This is a genomic window from Pseudomonas sp. VI4.1 (assembly GCF_002029345.1).
Taxonomy (GTDB): Bacteria; Pseudomonadota; Gammaproteobacteria; order Pseudomonadales; family Pseudomonadaceae; genus Aquipseudomonas.
This window is the reverse complement of sequence record NZ_MULM01000111.1, coordinates 1-16,286: the sequence shown is the minus strand read 5'-3', so window position 1 is coordinate 16,286 and position 16,286 is coordinate 1. Positions and strand designations below refer to the sequence as shown.

At 63.5% G+C, this 16,286-nt stretch carries 12 protein-coding genes and 1 pseudogene; all 13 read left to right on the top strand.

Annotated features, from left to right (window positions below; genetic code table 11):
• Positions 1 to 255: 255 nt before the first annotated feature.
• The 13 genes and pseudogenes from BZ163_RS06505 (at position 256) to BZ163_RS06445 (ending at position 15,982) form a co-directional block, all read left to right on the top strand.
• Positions 256 to 1,632 (top strand): diaminobutyrate--2-oxoglutarate transaminase, encoded by a 1,377-nt coding sequence (locus BZ163_RS06505; RefSeq protein ID WP_128870265.1) that lies wholly within the window; start codon positions 256 to 258, stop codon positions 1,630 to 1,632.
• A 212-nt stretch (positions 1,633 to 1,844) separates the two neighbouring features.
• Positions 1,845 to 3,626, top strand: a complete 1,782-nt coding sequence (locus BZ163_RS06500) for an IucA/IucC family siderophore biosynthesis protein (RefSeq protein ID WP_128870255.1) — start codon at positions 1,845 to 1,847, stop codon at positions 3,624 to 3,626.
• Positions 3,619 to 4,830 (top strand): type III PLP-dependent enzyme, encoded by a 1,212-nt coding sequence (locus BZ163_RS06495; protein WP_128870254.1) that lies wholly within the window; start codon positions 3,619 to 3,621, stop codon positions 4,828 to 4,830. Before BZ163_RS06500 ends, BZ163_RS06495 begins: the two co-directional genes overlap by 8 nt.
• The gene (locus tag BZ163_RS06490; protein ID WP_128870264.1) at positions 4,827 to 6,254 is read left to right on the top strand and encodes a DHA2 family efflux MFS transporter permease subunit; all 1,428 of its coding nucleotides are present in this window, start codon (positions 4,827 to 4,829) and stop codon (positions 6,252 to 6,254) included. Before BZ163_RS06495 ends, BZ163_RS06490 begins: the two co-directional genes overlap by 4 nt.
• 27 nt (positions 6,255 to 6,281) lie before the next feature.
• Entirely contained in the window at positions 6,282 to 8,147 is a 1,866-nt protein-coding gene (locus BZ163_RS06485) for an IucA/IucC family siderophore biosynthesis protein (RefSeq protein ID WP_128870253.1), read from the top strand.
• A pseudogene (locus tag BZ163_RS06480) lies at positions 8,141 to 8,915 on the top strand (HpcH/HpaI aldolase/citrate lyase family protein). The gene BZ163_RS06485 and the pseudogene BZ163_RS06480 overlap by 7 nt, the downstream one beginning before the upstream one ends.
• 4 nt (positions 8,916 to 8,919) lie before the next feature.
• Positions 8,920 to 10,767, top strand: a complete 1,848-nt coding sequence (locus BZ163_RS06475; RefSeq protein ID WP_128870252.1) for an IucA/IucC family siderophore biosynthesis protein — start codon at positions 8,920 to 8,922, stop codon at positions 10,765 to 10,767.
• Entirely contained in the window at positions 10,760 to 11,680 is a 921-nt protein-coding gene (locus BZ163_RS06470; protein ID WP_128870251.1) for an ABC transporter substrate-binding protein, read from the top strand. The genes BZ163_RS06475 and BZ163_RS06470 overlap by 8 nt, the downstream gene beginning before the upstream one ends.
• A complete protein-coding gene (locus BZ163_RS06465) occupies positions 11,677 to 12,666 on the top strand; it encodes an iron ABC transporter permease (RefSeq protein ID WP_128870250.1) in 990 nt (329 codons plus the stop codon). The genes BZ163_RS06470 and BZ163_RS06465 overlap by 4 nt, the downstream gene beginning before the upstream one ends.
• Complete coding sequence (locus BZ163_RS06460) at positions 12,659 to 13,690, top strand: iron ABC transporter permease (RefSeq protein ID WP_128870249.1); 1,032 nt, start codon at positions 12,659 to 12,661, stop codon at positions 13,688 to 13,690. The genes BZ163_RS06465 and BZ163_RS06460 overlap by 8 nt, the downstream gene beginning before the upstream one ends.
• A 12-nt stretch (positions 13,691 to 13,702) precedes the next feature.
• Positions 13,703 to 14,494 (top strand): ABC transporter ATP-binding protein, encoded by a 792-nt coding sequence (locus BZ163_RS06455; RefSeq protein ID WP_128870248.1) that lies wholly within the window; start codon positions 13,703 to 13,705, stop codon positions 14,492 to 14,494.
• Positions 14,491 to 15,276, top strand: a complete 786-nt coding sequence (locus tag BZ163_RS06450; RefSeq protein WP_128870247.1) for an IucA/IucC family C-terminal-domain containing protein — start codon at positions 14,491 to 14,493, stop codon at positions 15,274 to 15,276. Before BZ163_RS06455 ends, BZ163_RS06450 begins: the two co-directional genes overlap by 4 nt.
• 73 nt (positions 15,277 to 15,349) lie before the next feature.
• Positions 15,350 to 15,982: an RraA family protein gene (locus tag BZ163_RS06445; RefSeq protein WP_168187319.1), complete on the top strand. Its 633-nt coding sequence runs from the start codon at positions 15,350 to 15,352 to the stop codon at positions 15,980 to 15,982.
• Positions 15,983 to 16,286: the final 304 nt, after the last annotated feature.

Sequence of the window (16,286 nt, the reverse complement as noted above, 5' to 3'; positions counted from 1 at the left end):
ACAAGACACTTGCGGATAAGTTGCTGTCTGTCGGCGACCGCTATCGAAGCTGTTATTGCATTACAAAATCATGGCTAGATCATGGCGCTTTTCGCAGTTCATACCAGGTTCATTAACTTGGTCTTTGGCGTGCCTGATTGTTTTTAAAAGTAGTTCAAGTCGCTATAGGCCAATATCCAAATAATTAGTAAGAATTAGTTGCAACAACTTGTTAATGAGAATAAGTTGCATATCGAATTTAACGAGGGTGAACCGATGTTGAATGATGGCGTATTGCACTCTAATCCACTGCAAAAAACCAATGCCGACTATCTGGCTCGACAAAGCAAGTTCGAATCCAATGTGCGCAGTTATCCCCGCAAGTTGCCACTGGCCATCGCCAAGGCACACGGGCTCTGGGTCACTGATGTCGAGGGCCATGTTTACCTCGATTGCCTGGCCGGTGCCGGCACCCTGGCCCTGGGCCACAATCACCCGGCCGTCATGGCCAGCCTCGACAGCTTCCTCGCTTCAGGCCTGCCGATGCACACGCTGGACCTGACCACCGCGGTCAAGGACGCCTTCAGCGAAACCCTGCTCAGCCTGCTGCCGAACCAGGGCCGTGATTACTGCCTGCAATTTTGCGGGCCGTCCGGGGCGGATGCGGTGGAGGCTGCGCTGAAACTGGCCAAGACCTATACCGGTCGCAGCAACATCATCAGCTTTTCGGGGGCCTACCATGGCATGACCCACGGCGCCCTGGCCCTGACCGGCAACACTGCGCCGAAAAATGCCCTGCCCAGCCTGATGCCCGGGGTGCAGTTCATGCCGTACCCCCACGAGTATCGTTGCCCGCTGGGCATTGGCGGTGAGGCCGGGGTCGAGGCCTTGACCCACTATTTCACCCAGTTCATCGACGACGTCGAAAGCGGCGTGTCACTGCCGGCGGCGGTGATCCTGGAAGCGGTGCAGGGCGAGGGCGGAGTCAACTGCGCCCCGGCCAGCTGGCTGCGGGCGATCCGCGAGGTGACACGCAAGCACGGCATCCTGTTGATCCTCGACGAAGTGCAGACCGGTTTCGGCCGCACCGGCAAAATGTTCGCCTTCGAGCACGCCGGGATCGAGCCGGACCTGATCGTCATGTCCAAGGCGGTCGGCGGCGGGTTGCCCATGGCGGTGCTGGGCATCCGTCGGGAATTCGACGCCTGGGAGCCTGGTAACCACGCCGGGACCTTCCGCGGCAACCAGATGGCCATGGCCGCCGGGTTGGCGACGTTGCAGGTGCTGCAACAGCAAAACCTCGCCGCCCAGGCCGAGCGCCAAGGTCAGTGGCTCAAGGACCGGTTGCTCGAGTTGCAGGCGCATTACCCGGCCCTGGGCCAGGTGCGTGGGCGTGGCCTGATGCTGGGCATCGAGATCGTCGACGAGCGCCAGCCGGCCGATCGCCACGGGCATTACCCGATGGACCCGGCGCTGGCCGCGGCTATCCAGCAACAATGCTTCAAACAAGGCCTGTTGCTGGAACGCGGGGGGCGCCAGGGCAATGTCATTCGCTTGTTGCCGCCGTTGATTATCGACGATGAACAATGCCGGCAAGTGATCCAGCGTTTTGATAACGCCGTGGCGGCAGCGGTCGTGCAATTACGCACTTGAATGAACTAATCGAAGTTGCATGAGTCGCCAGTCCTGTTGCAGTTAATGTCAGTGGCGCCAGTCAATTTGAGCATCGTCTTATAGTTTGAAAGGTTCAGTGAAGTGATCTCGTTACGTGGGGTTTTGTCGACTGTTCAATCCGTCGGTCAATGACTCATTTTTTTCGCCATATAACGTATCCAGTGACCTCACAGGGCTACTGTGGAGCACCCATGAATCATCCAGATCGCAAAGTTTTATCGAATATGGTCAGTGAATTGGCGACGACCTGCGCGTTGCTCAATTGCTTGATCAAAGAGTTCGCCTTGCCGGAAAACTGCCTGAGTTACAGTTGGCCGACGCAGATGCAAGGCATCGCCCCGGGCAGTTACCTCGAGGGCCTGGAGTGGAAGGGCATTCCCCTGACCATCAAGCTGCCCAACCGACAGCAGTTCTTTGTGATGGTGGACCGTCGTGATGGTCTCGGCAGCCATCGCTACCTGTCGGATGTCTATGCCCGGCGCGGTGAGGGCGACTGGTCGAGCCTGAGGTTTGCCGAGTTCGTCGAGCAGATGCTCGCGGCGTGCGAACACATGACCCGCGCCAGCAACGACGAGTTGCTGGACCAGGTGTTGCAAAGCCAGTTGCTGACCGCGGCCATCGTCGGCCACAACTCACCGATGGCCGCGGACCCGCTCAGCGGCTACCTGGCCAGCGAGCAGGGCTTGTGGTTCGGCCATCCGAATCACCCGGCACCCAAGGCGCGCCTGTGGCCGGCGCATCTGGCCCAGGAAACCTACGCGCCGGAGTTCCAGGCCCGCACGCCGTTGCACCTGTTCGAGGTGCCGCTGGACGGGCTCAGCGTCGGCGCCAACGGCCTGAGCAAGGCCCAGGTGCTGGCCGGTTTTGCCGATCAGGCGCAGGCGCGGCCCGGGCACGCCGTGATCTGCATGCACCCGGTCCAGGCGCAGTTGTTCATGCAGGACGCCCGGGTGCAGCGCTTGCTGAAAGCCGCGGCGATCGTCGATCTGGGCGCCACGGGCCTGATGGCCAATCCCACCGCGTCCATCCGCACCTGGTACATCGAGGGCCACGGGTTTTTCATCAAGGGCTCGCTGAACGTGCGCATCACCAATTGCGTGAGGAAAAACGCCTGGTACGAACTGGAAAGCGCGCTGATGATCGACCGGATCTTCCGCACCCTCCAGCTCACGCAGCCGGAAACCCTCGGCGGGCTGTCGGTGGTGGCCGAACCGGGCCTGCTGAGCTGGGCGCCGCACCCGGCCAGCGAAGCCGACAGCCACTGGTTCCGCGAACAGACCGGGGCGATCCTGCGGGAAAACTTCTGCCTCGACACCGGCACCGACTGCAGCATCATGGCCGGCACACTGTTTGCCCGGGGCCTGCATCTGCGGCCGTTGGTGCACGAGTTCCTCAGCCGCTTCAACGGCGACGACCTCCTCGACCAACAGCTGTTGAGCTGGTTCGACGACTACCAGGCGCTGTTGCTGCGGCCGGTGCTGGCGTTGTTCTTCAACCACGGCATCGTGATGGAACCGCATCTGCAGAACAGCGTGCTGGTGCATGACAACGGGCGCCCGCAACGCCTGCTGTTGCGGGACTTCGAAGGGGTCAAGCTGACCGGTGAACTGGGCGCTTCGCGAATCGACGCCGAGGTTCATCCGCGGGTGCGCGAGTCGCTGCTCTATTCCCGTCAGCAAGGCTGGAACCGCATCGTCTACTGTCTGTTCGTCAATAACCTGTCCGAGGCGGTGCTGGCCCTGAGCTGGGAGCGGCCGCACCTGGCGCCGCTGATGTGGCAAAGCGTTGAACAGCAACTGATCAGCATCCGCGCCGAATTGACCCGTGCCGCGCCGGAACTGGATGCGCTGATCGCCGGCCAGCCGATTGCCTGCAAGACCAATCTGAAAGTGCGCCTGGCCGCCAAGGCGGATCGCCAGGCCAGCTACGTCAACCTGGTGTCCCCGTGGGGCAAGGAAGTCCAGCATGGATAAGCTGCCCGCAACAGTCGTGGCCGCCATCGACCAGGCCCGCATTCAGCAGGAAGATCCCCTGGCCCTGTTCATCTATGACCTGGACGCGCTGGCGCAGCACGTGACGCAGGTGATGGCGGCACTCCCTGCAGGCGTGGAGCTTTACTACGCGATCAAGGCCAACAGCGAACCGCAGATCCTCGCCACCGTGGCGCCGTTGGTACACGGGTTCGAGATTTCCTCCGGGGGCGAGATCGATCGCCTCCAGGCCTGCCCGACACGCAAGCCGTTCATCTTCTCCGGCCCCGGCAAACTGGATTCCGATCTGCGGGCGGCGCTGCAGCATCAGGTCGAAGCGATTCACATCGAAAGCCTGAATGAAATCGTCCGTCTGCAACGGTTGGCCCAGGAAGCGGGACGGGTGCAGGACGTACTGCTGCGGATCAATCCCGAACTGCCGTCGCCGCTGTCGAGCAAACTGGCGATGGCCGGCACCGCCACGCCCTTCGGGATCGATGAGTCGGAACTGGCCCGGGCCGTGAGCCGGGTCGATAACGCCAGCCACCTGCGGCTCAAGGGTTTTCATGTGCACGCGATGTCCCACCAGTCGCAGGTGGAGCGCCACGAGCAATTGCTCGATCTGTACCTGCAGCGTTGGCCGCAATGGAAGGCCTTGTCGGCGCTACCCGCGACTATCACCCACCTCAACGTGGGCGGCGGCCTGGGGGTCAATTACCTCGGCCCGCAGCAATTCGACTGGCAGCGGCTGTGCGCGCACCTGGGGCGGAGCCTGGCAGCCTGTGCCGATGCGCCCGTCGTGCGCTTCGAACCCGGTCGTTTCATCAGCGCCTTCTGCGGCTATTACGCCATCGAAGTGCTGGACAGCAAAACCAGTCACGGCAAGCACTTCCTGGTCTGCCGCGGCGGCACCCATCAGTTCCGGCTACCGGTAGCCCAAGGGCACGATCACCCGGTCATTCACCTGCCCCGGGATCGTGCGGCACCGACGGCGATGCAGCAGGACTGGACCGTCGTCGGGCAGCTCTGTACGCCCAAGGATGTGCTCAGCCGAGACTGCCCGCTGACCGGGGTGGAGATCGGCGACATGCTGGTGCTGCCGCTGGCGGGGGCCTATGGCTACAACATTTCCCACGCCGATTTCCTCTGTCATCCGCGACCGCCGCAGGTGTTTGTGCAAGCAGCCGGAGTCGCCCCGTGGGATTGACCTTTGCCGTTCCGCGCTGGCTGGTGGTGGTCAATGTGCTGCTGGGCACGCTGACGGTCAGCCTCAACAACAGTTCGCTGAATCCGGCGTTGCCGGCGTTCATGGAGGCCTTCGACATCGGCCCGTTGTTGGCCACCTGGATCGTCGCCGCGTTCATGGTGAGCATGGGCATGACCATGCCCCTGACCAGTTTTCTCAGCCAGCGCATGGGCCGCAAATCCCTGTATTTATGGGGCGTGGCGTTGTTTGTCTGCGGTTCGCTGCTGGGGGCGCTGGCCAATTCCATCGCCTTGGTGATTGCCGCGCGGGTGGTGCAAGGCATTGCCAGCGGGCTGATGATTCCGCTGTCCCTGGCGATCATTTTTTCGGTGTACGCCAAGGGCGAACGGGGCCGGGTCACCGGCCTGTGGGGCGCGGCGGTGATGCTGGCGCCGGCCTTGGGGCCGTTGTGCGGCAGCGTGATGCTGGAGTGGTTCAGCTGGCGTTCGCTGTTCCTGATGAACGTGCCCATCGGCCTGCTGGCGTTGATCCTTGGCGTCGGCGTGCTGCCGGCGTCGCCAGCCTCGGAACGCAAACCCTTCGACCTGGCGGGTTACCTGCTGATCGCGACGGGCATCGGCCTGCTGATGGTCGCCGTGGGGCGCCTGCGTCACGCCGAGGCCCTGACCGATCCGTTCAACCTCGGCCTGTTGCTGGTGGCGATCCTGTGCCTGGTGGCGTTCGTGCGCCTGGAACTGCACCGCGCCGCGCCGCTGCTCAACCTGCGCATCTTTGCCCTGCGCGGTTATCGCCTGAGCGTGATCATCGCCGTGGTGCAGTCGGTCGGCATGTTCGAGTGCCTGGTGCTGCTGCCCCTGCTGGTGCAGATGGTGATGGGCTACAGCGCGATCTGGACCGGCCTGTCGCTGCTGTGCACGGCCCTGTTCGCCAGCCTGTTCGGCCATCTCGGCGGCAAGTGGCTGGACCGGCACGGCCCGCGCGGTGTGGTGTTCTGGGGGTTGCTGTTGACCGGTGGCGCCACGCTGGGCCTGGGCCTGCTGGATGCCAGCGCTTCAATCGCCGCGGTGTTCATGTTGATGATGGTCCGCGGCGCCGGGCTGGGCCTGTCCTATCTCCCCATCACCACCGCCGGGCTCGATGCCCTGCCTGAACCGATGGTCACCCAGGGCGCGGCGATGAACAACATCTCCCGCCGCCTCGTGTCGTCATTGGCCATCGTGGTCGCTTCGCTGTGGCTGGAATTCCGCCTGGCGGGCGAAGCCGGGGGCGGGGTGGTTGCGATGGCCAGCCCCGGGGCGATCAGCGAGGTGTTCATGGTCACCGGCATCCTGATTCTGCTGGCATTGCCCTGTGCCTGGCGTTTTCCGCTTCCCGTATCCGACGAGCCGGCCGAGGCACTGCCTTCGGCCCTCGAACAGCGTTAATTCTTTTGACTTACAAGGTTCATGACTATGGCGACTTCTTCACAGGCAACACATCAGGCCGCAGGTTCTGCGCCAGGCGTCTGGCTGGCGACGGCCGAGCCGCGCCACTATCAGCAAGTGGAACAGCGCGTGGTGGGTCAACTGCTGCAAACGCTGCTGTATGAAAACGTCCTGCCGTATCGCCATTCGCCCCTGGAGGATGGCCAGCAGCGTTTTGTCGTCAGCGGCGTCGATGCCCGGCAACAGCCGGTGGAGTACCGTTGCAACGGATTGCTCAGCGCCAGCTTCGAGCTGATCCGCCTCGACTATGCCAGCCTCGAGCGCGTGGATGCCGCGGGCGAGCACCGCCGGCCGCATCTGCATCAGGCCTTGGCGGAGTTGTTGGGCGAACTGCAGGACAGCCCGCACCTGCCACGCTTCACCCATGAGCTGGAACAGACCCTGCTCAAGGACCTGCAATCGCGCAGCCAGGGTTATCACGCGGCGCAACCCAGCCATCAGCTGGATGTCGATGCGCTGGAACAGCACTTCATGGACGCCCACAGCTACCACCCTTGCTACAAGTCGCGCATCGGCTTCTCGCTCAAGGACAACGCCAGCTACGGGCCGGAATTCGCCGCGCCCATCGCCATCGTCTGGCTGGCGGTGGCCAAATCCTGCGGGGCGATGAACATTTCCCGGTATCTGGATTACGATGGATTTATCCAGCAGGAATTCGGCCTTCAGCGCTGGCAGCAGCTCGCGGCGAACCTGCGCGACCAAGGCAAGGCGCTGGACGATTACTGGCTGATGCCGGTGCACCCGTGGCAGTGGGAAAACGTCATCGTCCCGGTGTTCTACCCGGAACTGGTCAGCGGTGAAGTGATTCATCTGGGCACCACGGATGATCGCTATCAGGCACAGCAGTCGATCCGCACCCTGGCCAACGTCACGGCAAAACAGCGGCCTTACGTCAAGCTCGCCCTGAGCATGACCAACACCTCCAGCACCCGCATCCTGGCCCGGCACACGGTGATGAACGGCCCGATCATCACCGACTGGCTGCACCAGCTGATCCGCAGCGACAGCACCGCCCGTGACCTTGGCTTGGTGATTCTCGGCGAAGTGGTCGGGGTCAGCTTTGACTACGATCATCTGCCCGCCACGCGGATGTCCCAGGCCTACGGCACCCTGGGCACGCTGTGGCGCGAAAGCATTCACCCGTACCTTGAAGACGATGAGCAAGCGGTGCCGTTCAATGGCTTGAGTTCGGTGGACAATCGCTACGGCAGCGCTGAACAAACGCCGTTCATCGATGCCTGGATCACGCAATACGGCCTGCAGGCCTGGACCCGTCAACTGTTGCAGGTGGCGGTGTCGCCGATCATTCACATGCTGTACGCCGAAGGCATCGGTATGGAATCCCACGGGCAGAACATCGTCCTGATCGTCAAGCAGGGCTGGCCGCAACGCATTGCCTTGAAAGACTTCCACGACGGCGTGCGCTATTCACCGCAGCACCTGGGCCGTCCCGAGCTGTGCCCGACCCTGGTGCCGCTGCCGGCCAGCCACGCCAAGCTCAACCGCAACTCGTTCATCCTCACCGACGACCTGGATGCGGTCCGGGATTTCTCCTGTGATTCGTTCTTTTTCATCGCCCTGGCCGAGATGGCGATCTTCCTGCACCAGCACTACCAGCTGGAAGAAAGCCTGTTCTGGCAGATGACCGCTGAAGTGATCAGCGGCTACCAGGCCGACCATCCGCAGCACCGAGTGCGTTATGCGGCGTTTGATGTGTTCGCGCCGTTCTATGAAGTCGAAGAACTGACCAAGCGCCGCCTGCTGGGCGACGGCGAGCGTCGTTTCAAATCGGTGCCCAATCCGCTGCACGCCTTCCGGCCGCAATCATGCTGAGGACCAATCTGCTCAAGCAGAAACTCAGTGCGAGGGAGCCGGTCTACGGCTTGATCAGTTCGATTCCGGCGCCGGCGGCCATCGAGCTGATTGCCGAAGCCGGTTTCGATTTCGTGATCATCGACATGGAGCACGTGCTGATCAATCCGGAAACCGTGGAGAACATGATCCGCACCGCCGAGAGCTACGCGCTGACACCTCTGGTGCGGGTGGCGGACCTCAACCCGAAAACCTTGCTGCGCCTGCTCGATGGCGGCGCCCAGGGCATCGTGCTGCCGATGATCGAAAGCGCCGAGTCCCTGGCCGACAGCATTCGGGCCTGCAAGTACCACCCCCAGGGCACTCGCAGCCTGAACGCCGGGCGCCCCCGGGGCCTTTGGCAAACACAGCCTGGCCGACTACATCGGGCTGGCCAACGAGCAAATCATGGTGGTGGCGATGATCGAAAGTGCCGAGGGCGTGCGCCGGGCGGCCGAGATTGCCGCGGTGCCTGGCCTGGACATGATCCTCGAGGGCGCTGCCGACTTGTCGCAATCGCTGGGCACGCCCTGGCAGATCGACCGGCCCGAGGTGCAGCAGGCGCTGCTCGCCAGCTGGCAGGCCGCCAGTGCCGCCGGTGTGCCGTATTGCGCGATTCCGCGCCAGCCGGGCGATCACCAACGTTGGTTGGCCCGTGGGGTAAACAGTTTTGTTTTGGGTGACGAGCGTGGCATCGCTTTTCGTGCTCTCCAGGCCAGATTGGCCGCCACTTCAGCAGAAGGAAAATAATCGGATGAATTTCACCGCAATGGCCGCCGACAAAGTGATGCAGGATCTGGTCGACTGCTTGCTGGCCGAACATTTTTTCGGCACCGAGCCGCTGAACCTGGTGGCGCCCTCGGCTGCGGCCGATCAGCCTTTTACCGGGTTGAGCGCCGGGCAACGGATCTGGGAATGGCCCTGCGAGTCCCGGGGCTGCATCGTCATTGCCCTGCGTCCCGGCATTACCCAGCAATGGGAAAAAGTACCGGGCACGCCGGTATGGACCCGACGGGATGAGCAGCTGACCGAGCTGTCGCCCGAGGCCTTCACCACCCAGGTGCTGGCCGGGATGACCGATCGCTACCCGGACAATGAAAAGGGCTTTGCGCTGTTCCTCGATGTGCTGCGCACCAGCGTGCGGCAAACCGAGTTGTCCCTGAGCCATGGGGTCGACAGCGCGCGCTTGCTGGAAAAAAACAACGCGGATTTCTTCCTGACCATGGAGCAGTGGGCGTCGCTGCGAGATCGTCCTTATCACCCGCTGGCCAAGGCCAAGCAGGGGTTGAGCGAGACGGAATATCAACAGTACCAGGCCGAGTTCGCGCGCCCGGTGGCGTTGCATTGGGTGGCGGTCGATCGCACCTTGCTGCAGTGCGGCGACGGGGTGACGGACCTGGCGCAGAATTACCCCGCCCAGTACCTGTTGCCGCCGCTGTTGCAGGCCGACCTGCAGCAAGAGCTGCAACAGCGGGGCATTGCCGGGAGCCATGTGGCGCTGCCCGTGCACCCATGGCAGTTCGAGCATGTGCTGCAAGCGCAGCTCGGCGACGCGTTTGCCCGCGGCGACTGCCAGCGACTGGACTTCACCGACGGTGACTTCTTCGCCACCTCGTCGTTGCGCTCGATGACCCCGTGCTTCAACAGTGCCGACTACCTCAAGTTGCCGATGGCAATCTATTCCCTCGGCGCCTCGCGTTACCTGCCCGCGGTGAAGATGATCAACGGCGGCCTGAGTGAAGCCTTGCTGCGCCAGGCGCTGGCCAAGGACGAAACCCTGCAAGAGTCCCTGCACCTGTGCGATGAAACCAAGTGGTGGGCGTTCATGCCGCCGGACGCGACGCTGTTCGACGAGGCGCCGCGCCACCTCTCGGCCATGGTCCGTGGCTATCCACCGGCGCTGCTGGCAGACCCGGACACTCGCCTGGTGCCCATGGCGGCGCTCGGAACGCCACTGCCCGGCAGCAACCAGCACTTTTTCGATGACTGGATGGCTTACCGCCAACTGCCGGCCAGCGCCGCGTCAGTGATGACCCTGTTCCGCGAGCTGTGCCGCAGCTTCTTCGACATCAACCTGCGGATGTTGCGCATCGGCATGCTCGGGGAAATCCACGGGCAGAACGCGGTGCTGGTGTGGAAGGCCGGCTTCGCCCAGGGCCTGCTGTTGCGCGATCACGATTCGCTGCGCATCTACGTGCCGTGGCTGGAACGCAACGGCCTGGCCGACCCGGCCTACCGGCTGAAGAAGGGCCACGCCAACACGCTGTACCACGATCGTCCCGAAGACTTGCTGTTCTGGTTGCAGACCCTGGGTATTCAGGTCAACCTCCGCGCCATTATCGATACGCTGGCTGAGGTTTACGCCTTGCCGCCGACCCGGTTGTGGAAGGCAATGGGCGAGGAACTCAACGAGCTGATCGACACCATCGAGTTTGATGCCGAGGCGCGAACCATGATCAAGCACCAGTTGTTCGAAGCGCCACACTGGCCGCAGAAATTGCTGCTGACCCCGATGATCGAACGGGCGGGCGGCCCTGGCAGCATGCCGTTTGGCAAAGGCCAGGTGGTCAACCCGTTCCACAGGCTCGATCACGATGCCTGAACCGCGACATCATCCTTCCAGGCGCACGCTGCTGCGCCTGTCCCTGGGGGCGCTGGCCCTCAGGTGTTGCGCGCCGGCGTGGGCCGACACCGGCGCCGCGCCGTTGCGGGTGATCACCCTGTTTCAGGGTGCCACCGACTGCGCCGTGGTGTTGGGCGTGACGCCCTGTGGCGTGGTGGATTCCTGGAGCGAAAAACCGACCTATCGCTATTTGCGCGAAGCCCTGGGCGCCGTGCCCCATGTCGGGCTGGAAACCCAGCCCAGCCTCGAGGACATCGTGCTGCTCAAGCCGGACCTGATCGTGGCCTCGCGCTTTCGCCATGAACGCATCGCGCCCTTGCTCCGGCAGATCGCCCCGGTGCTGATGCTGGAGGAAGTGTTTGAATTCAAAAAGACCCTGGCCCTGATGGGCGCTGCATTGCAGCGGCAACAGCAGGCCGATGACATTCTCAACCGTTGGCAGCAGCGTGTGGCGCAACTGCGTCAGCAATTGCAGCAGACCTTTGCCGGCCGCTGGCCGCCGACGGTGTCGATCCTGGATATCCGCGAAGACCATATCCGCAGCTACCTGCCGGCCAGCTTCCCCGGTTCCGTGCTCAGCGAACTGGGCTTCAACTGGAGTGACAGCAGCCGGGAGGCGAGCGGGGTGTCGATCAAGCTCACCAGCAAGGAGAGCCTTGCGGTGGTGAATGCCGACATCTTTTTCGTGTTTCTGCGGGCGCAGAACGCGGCGGTGCAACGCAACTACCAGAGCCTGGTGCAACACCCGCTGTGGCAGCAGATGCGTGCGCCGCAGCAAGGCCAGGTGTGGCAGGTCGATGGCATCGCCTGGAGCCTGTCGGGCGGCATGCTGGGGGCGAACCTGATGCTCGACGACGTGGCCCGCGTGGCCGCCGCGCAGGTGGCCTCATGAGTCCTGGTGCAAAGCTGTGCTGCGCCGGGGTCGTATTGCTGTTGTGCTGCGTGTTGAGCCTGGCGGTCGGTGCCACCTGGATTCCGCTGCCGCAAATTGCCGCGGCGTTTGTCCACCCCGACCCGCTGAGTATCGATGATGTGCTGGTGACCACCACGCGCCTGTCGCGGACCCTGATGGCGATTTCCGTCGGCGCCAGCCTGGCGGTCGCGGGCGCCCTGATGCAGGCCCTGACGCGTAATCCGCTGGCGTCCCCCGGCCTGTTCGGGATCAATGCCGGTGCGACTTTTTTCATCATCCTGTTTTCCTCGATCTTCTCCCTGGCCTCGCCGGATGCCTGGCTGTGGTGTGCCTTTCTGGGCGCGGCCGTGGCGGGGTGCCTGGTGTGGTTGATCGGCAACATGGGGCAGGGCAGTCTCAGTCCGCTGCGCATTGTGCTGGCGGGGGCGGCGATGGCCGCGCTGTTTTCCGCCTTCAGTCAGGCGTTACTGGTGGTGAATCAGGATGGCCTGGACACGGTGCTGTTCTGGATGGCCGGTTCCTTGACCGAACGCAGCCTGTCGACCGCCGCACCCTTGTTGCTGTGCGCGGTGCTTGGCTTGTCGGGGGCGCTGTTGCTGGGCGGGCAGCTCAACGTACTGAACGCCGGGGAAGAGATTGCCACCGGGCTCGGGCAGCGTACCGGGCTGATCCGGCTGCTGATGAGCGTGCTGGTGATCTGTCTGGCGGGCAGCGCCGTGGCACTGGCCGGCAGCATCGGTTTCATCGGCCTGCTGGTGCCGCACATGGTGCGCAAGGGGTTGTCCATCGACCACCGCTGGCTATTGCCCGGTTGTGCGCTGCTGGGGGCCATTCTGTTGCTGTTGGCGGACACCCTGTCGCGGGTGGTGATCCTGCCGCAGGAGGTGCCGGTAGGGGTCATGACGGCGCTGTTCGGCGCGCCGTTCTTTATCATGCTGGCGCGGCGTGGAGGTCGTTATGGATAAGGTGGTGACCTGGCGCCGGGGCGGCTATTCCCGGCAGGTCAACCTCGGTACCTGGTGGCGACTGGCGGCGGCGCTGCTGGTCACCTTGCTGGTGATGCTCGGCTCGTTGGCGCTGGGCAAAGTCATCCTGTCGCCCTTCGAGGTGCTGCGCATCCTGTTTTCCAGCCAGGACCCCAGCCTGACCTTGATCGTCGAGCAACTGCGTTTTCCGCGCATTGTCCTGGCGGCCTTGGTGGGGGCGGCGTTGTCGGTGTCCGGGCTGATCCTGCAAAGCATCATCCGCAACCCGCTGGCGTCGCCTGACCTGCTGGGCATCACCAGCGGTGCCAGCGCCGCCGCCGTGCTCTATCTGTCATTCCTGTCGGTGACCCTGGGGCAACAGTTTCTGCCCCTGGCCGCCATGCTCGGAGCGGCCCTGGCGACACTGGCCATTTACCTGCTGGCCTGGAAGCAGGGCGCCTCGCCGTTGCGCCTGGTGCTGATCGGCGTCGGCGTGTCGGCGATGTTGACGGCGGCGACCACCTTCATCCTGGTCTTCAGTCCGCTGACCACCACCCTGTCGGCGTATGTCTGGTTGACCGGCAGCGTCTACGGCGCCAGTTGGCCCGAGCCCCTGGCGCTGGCGGGCTGGCTATTGGGCATTTGCCCGTTGCTGGTGCTGTTGGCCCGGCAGGTGATGGTGCAACAGCTGGACGACCACCTGGCCCAGGGTATCGGCGTGCGTGTGCAATGGCTGCGGGCCGGTCTGTTGCTGGTGAGTGTGGCCTTGGCCGGGGCGGCCGTGGCCTGGGGTGGCGCGATCGCCTTTGTCGGGCTGATTGCGCCGCACATCGCCAAGCGCCTGGTGGCCCCCGGTTTCGCCGGTCAGGCGGTGATGGCGGCGCTGGTCGGGGCCAACCTGGTGATGCTGGCGGACCTGGCCGGGCGCACGCTGTTCTTGCCCCTGGATCTGCCGGCCGGGATTTTTGTCGCGGTCCTGGGCACGCCCTTTTTTCTCTATCTGTTGATTAAACAACGTCATTAAGGAACTCAACGCATGACGTCGATTGCAAGTCGCGGCCTGACCCTGAGCTATCAGCGCCAGGTAATTATTGACGCACTGGACATGCAACTGCCCAAGGGCAAGATCTCGGTGCTGATCGGCAGTAACGGCTGCGGCAAAAGCACCCTGCTCAAATCCTTCGCCCGGCTGCTGAAACCGCAGCAAGGCTCGGTGATTCTCAACGGCGTGGATATCCAGCAAAAATCCACGGCGGCGGTGGCGCGTGAGCTGGCCATCCTGCCCCAGACCCCGACCGCGCCGGAGGGCATTACCGTGCGCCAGCTCGTGGCCCTGGGCCGATACCCGTATCAGAGCTGGATGCAGCAGTGGTCGGTCGAGGATGAAGCCATGGTCAATCGCGCGCTGGAGCAGACCAGCCTGCAGGCGCTGGCCGATCGCCCGGTGGATGCCTTGTCCGGCGGGCAGCGCCAGCGGGCGTGGATCGCCATGACCCTGGCCCAGGACACCGGCATCGTGCTGCTGGACGAGCCGACGACCTTTCTCGACCTGGCGCACCAGATCGAGGTCCTGGACCTGCTGCGCGACCTCAACCGGCTCGAGAACAAAACCATCATCATGGTGCTGCACGACCTCAACCTGGCCTGTCGGTATGCCGATCACATGGTCGCGGTGCACGAGCGAACGGCGTTTGCCCAGGGCCGGCCCGAGGACGTCTTGACCCAGGCGCTGGTCAAGACCGTGTTCGACCTCAACTGTCGAATCATTCCTGACCCGTTCTTCGGTACGCCGATGTGCATCCCGTTCGGTCGGGAACTGCCGCAATGAGTCTGGCGGGTTATTTCACGGCGCCAGAGTGGGCCGTGTTGTCCGCTGGATTGCGGCTCAAAGACATCGAAGCGCGCGACCCGTTACGCTCGCTGATGGCCCGGGATTTGTTGCAGGAGGCGGTGTGCGAGCAACTGCTGGACGCCCTGGGCCCGGTGATCGGCTCGCCGACCCGGGCGATCACTGCCTCGCTGCTGGGCAAGCGCTTATCGTTCCTGGCGACCGGTGCCTGCCTGTATGCGATGTCGGTGTATGACAAGGGGCTGTTGCTGTCTCTGGACAACACGGTGATCGAGTACGGCCACGATGACGGGCTGTGGACGTCGTCGCTGCCGCTGCATCACGGCCAGCCGCTGACCTATGGGGTGAACGAGCGCGAGGCCTGGCGGGAGGCCGTGGTGCAGGCGCTGTTTGCCGGGCTGTTGAAACCGCTGTGGCAAACCTTCAACCGGGTCACCGGCGTTACCCGGCGCATCCTCTGGGAGAACACTGCGGTACGCGTGTATTCGTTGTATGAAAAACGCATGGCAAAAATCGACGATCCGTCGGTGCGCGAACGCTGCGAAGCGGACTTCCAATGGTTGCTGACTCAGGCCGAGCCTGCGCTGTTCGGCCTCGACTACAACCCGCTGAGCCATTTCCGCCGACCGCCGACACTGGTCGACGACGGCCAACGCAGCATTCGCTTTCGGCGCACGTGTTGTTTCTACTACCTGGCCACCGAGCCTGCCGAATACTGCTCGACCTGCCCATTGCTACGCCCGGGGAAAAAATGCCGATGAGGGACCAGATTTCCTCGCGACAGCAGGTCGTCAGCCGGGAGCTGCCAGACCAGTCCATTGTCACGCCCGGGGAATGCCGATGAGTTTTCAGATCAACCCTCGCCAGCCAGTCGTCAGCCGGGAACTGCTCGCCGCCTACCGTTCGATCCCTTCGTCGACCATCGGCCATTTTTCCGACCGTGGTTTCCTGCGCGGGATCAAGCCGTTGTTCAACGACATCCGCATGGTCGGCCAGGTCGTCACCGTCAAAGTCTTCCCGCCCGATGGCAGCATTCTGCGTGAGGCCCTGTTGCTGAGCGAGCCAGGCGACGTGCTGGTGATCGAATGCATGGGCGACGAGGAATGTGGTTGCTGGGGCGAACTGCGCACCTTGGCGGGATTGATCAAAGGCCTGGCCGGGGTGGTGGTGTCGGGCGCCGTCACCGACGTCAGCGCTTTGCGTCGTCATGGCCTGCCAGTGTTTTGCCGGAACGTCAGTGCATTCACCACGCGCGGCATCGGCGCACAGGGAGAAGTCAATCAGCCGATCCAGGTCGGCGCGGTTCGGGTGCAGCCGGGAGACCTGGCCATCGGTGACGATGACGGCGTGTTCATCCTCGATCCCGGCCGGGCCGCCGAGCTGCTGCCCGAGCTGTTGATCAAGGAGGAAACGGACCAGCGACGCAGGGCGGAATTCCTCCAGCGGCTCCACGGCCGTCCTGCATAAACCGCCGCAATCGCCGTTTGCCCTTGGCCCTTGTAGGAGCGAGCTTGCTCGCGAAGGTCTCAAGGGCGACGCGTTCATTCAGAAGAATGCGTTATCGTTAACGTCCTTCGCGAGCAAGCTCGCTCCTACAGGGTTCGGCGTTGACCACAATTCATCGATACACCGCTGATCCCTGTAGGAGCTGGCTTGCCAGCGAAGGCGGCCTCGAGCCTTGCAGCGCCCATGACGGCGCCTTCGCCGGCAAGCCGGGCTCCTACAGGGTGTGGCGTTGACCACAATTCATCGATACACCGCTGATCCCTGT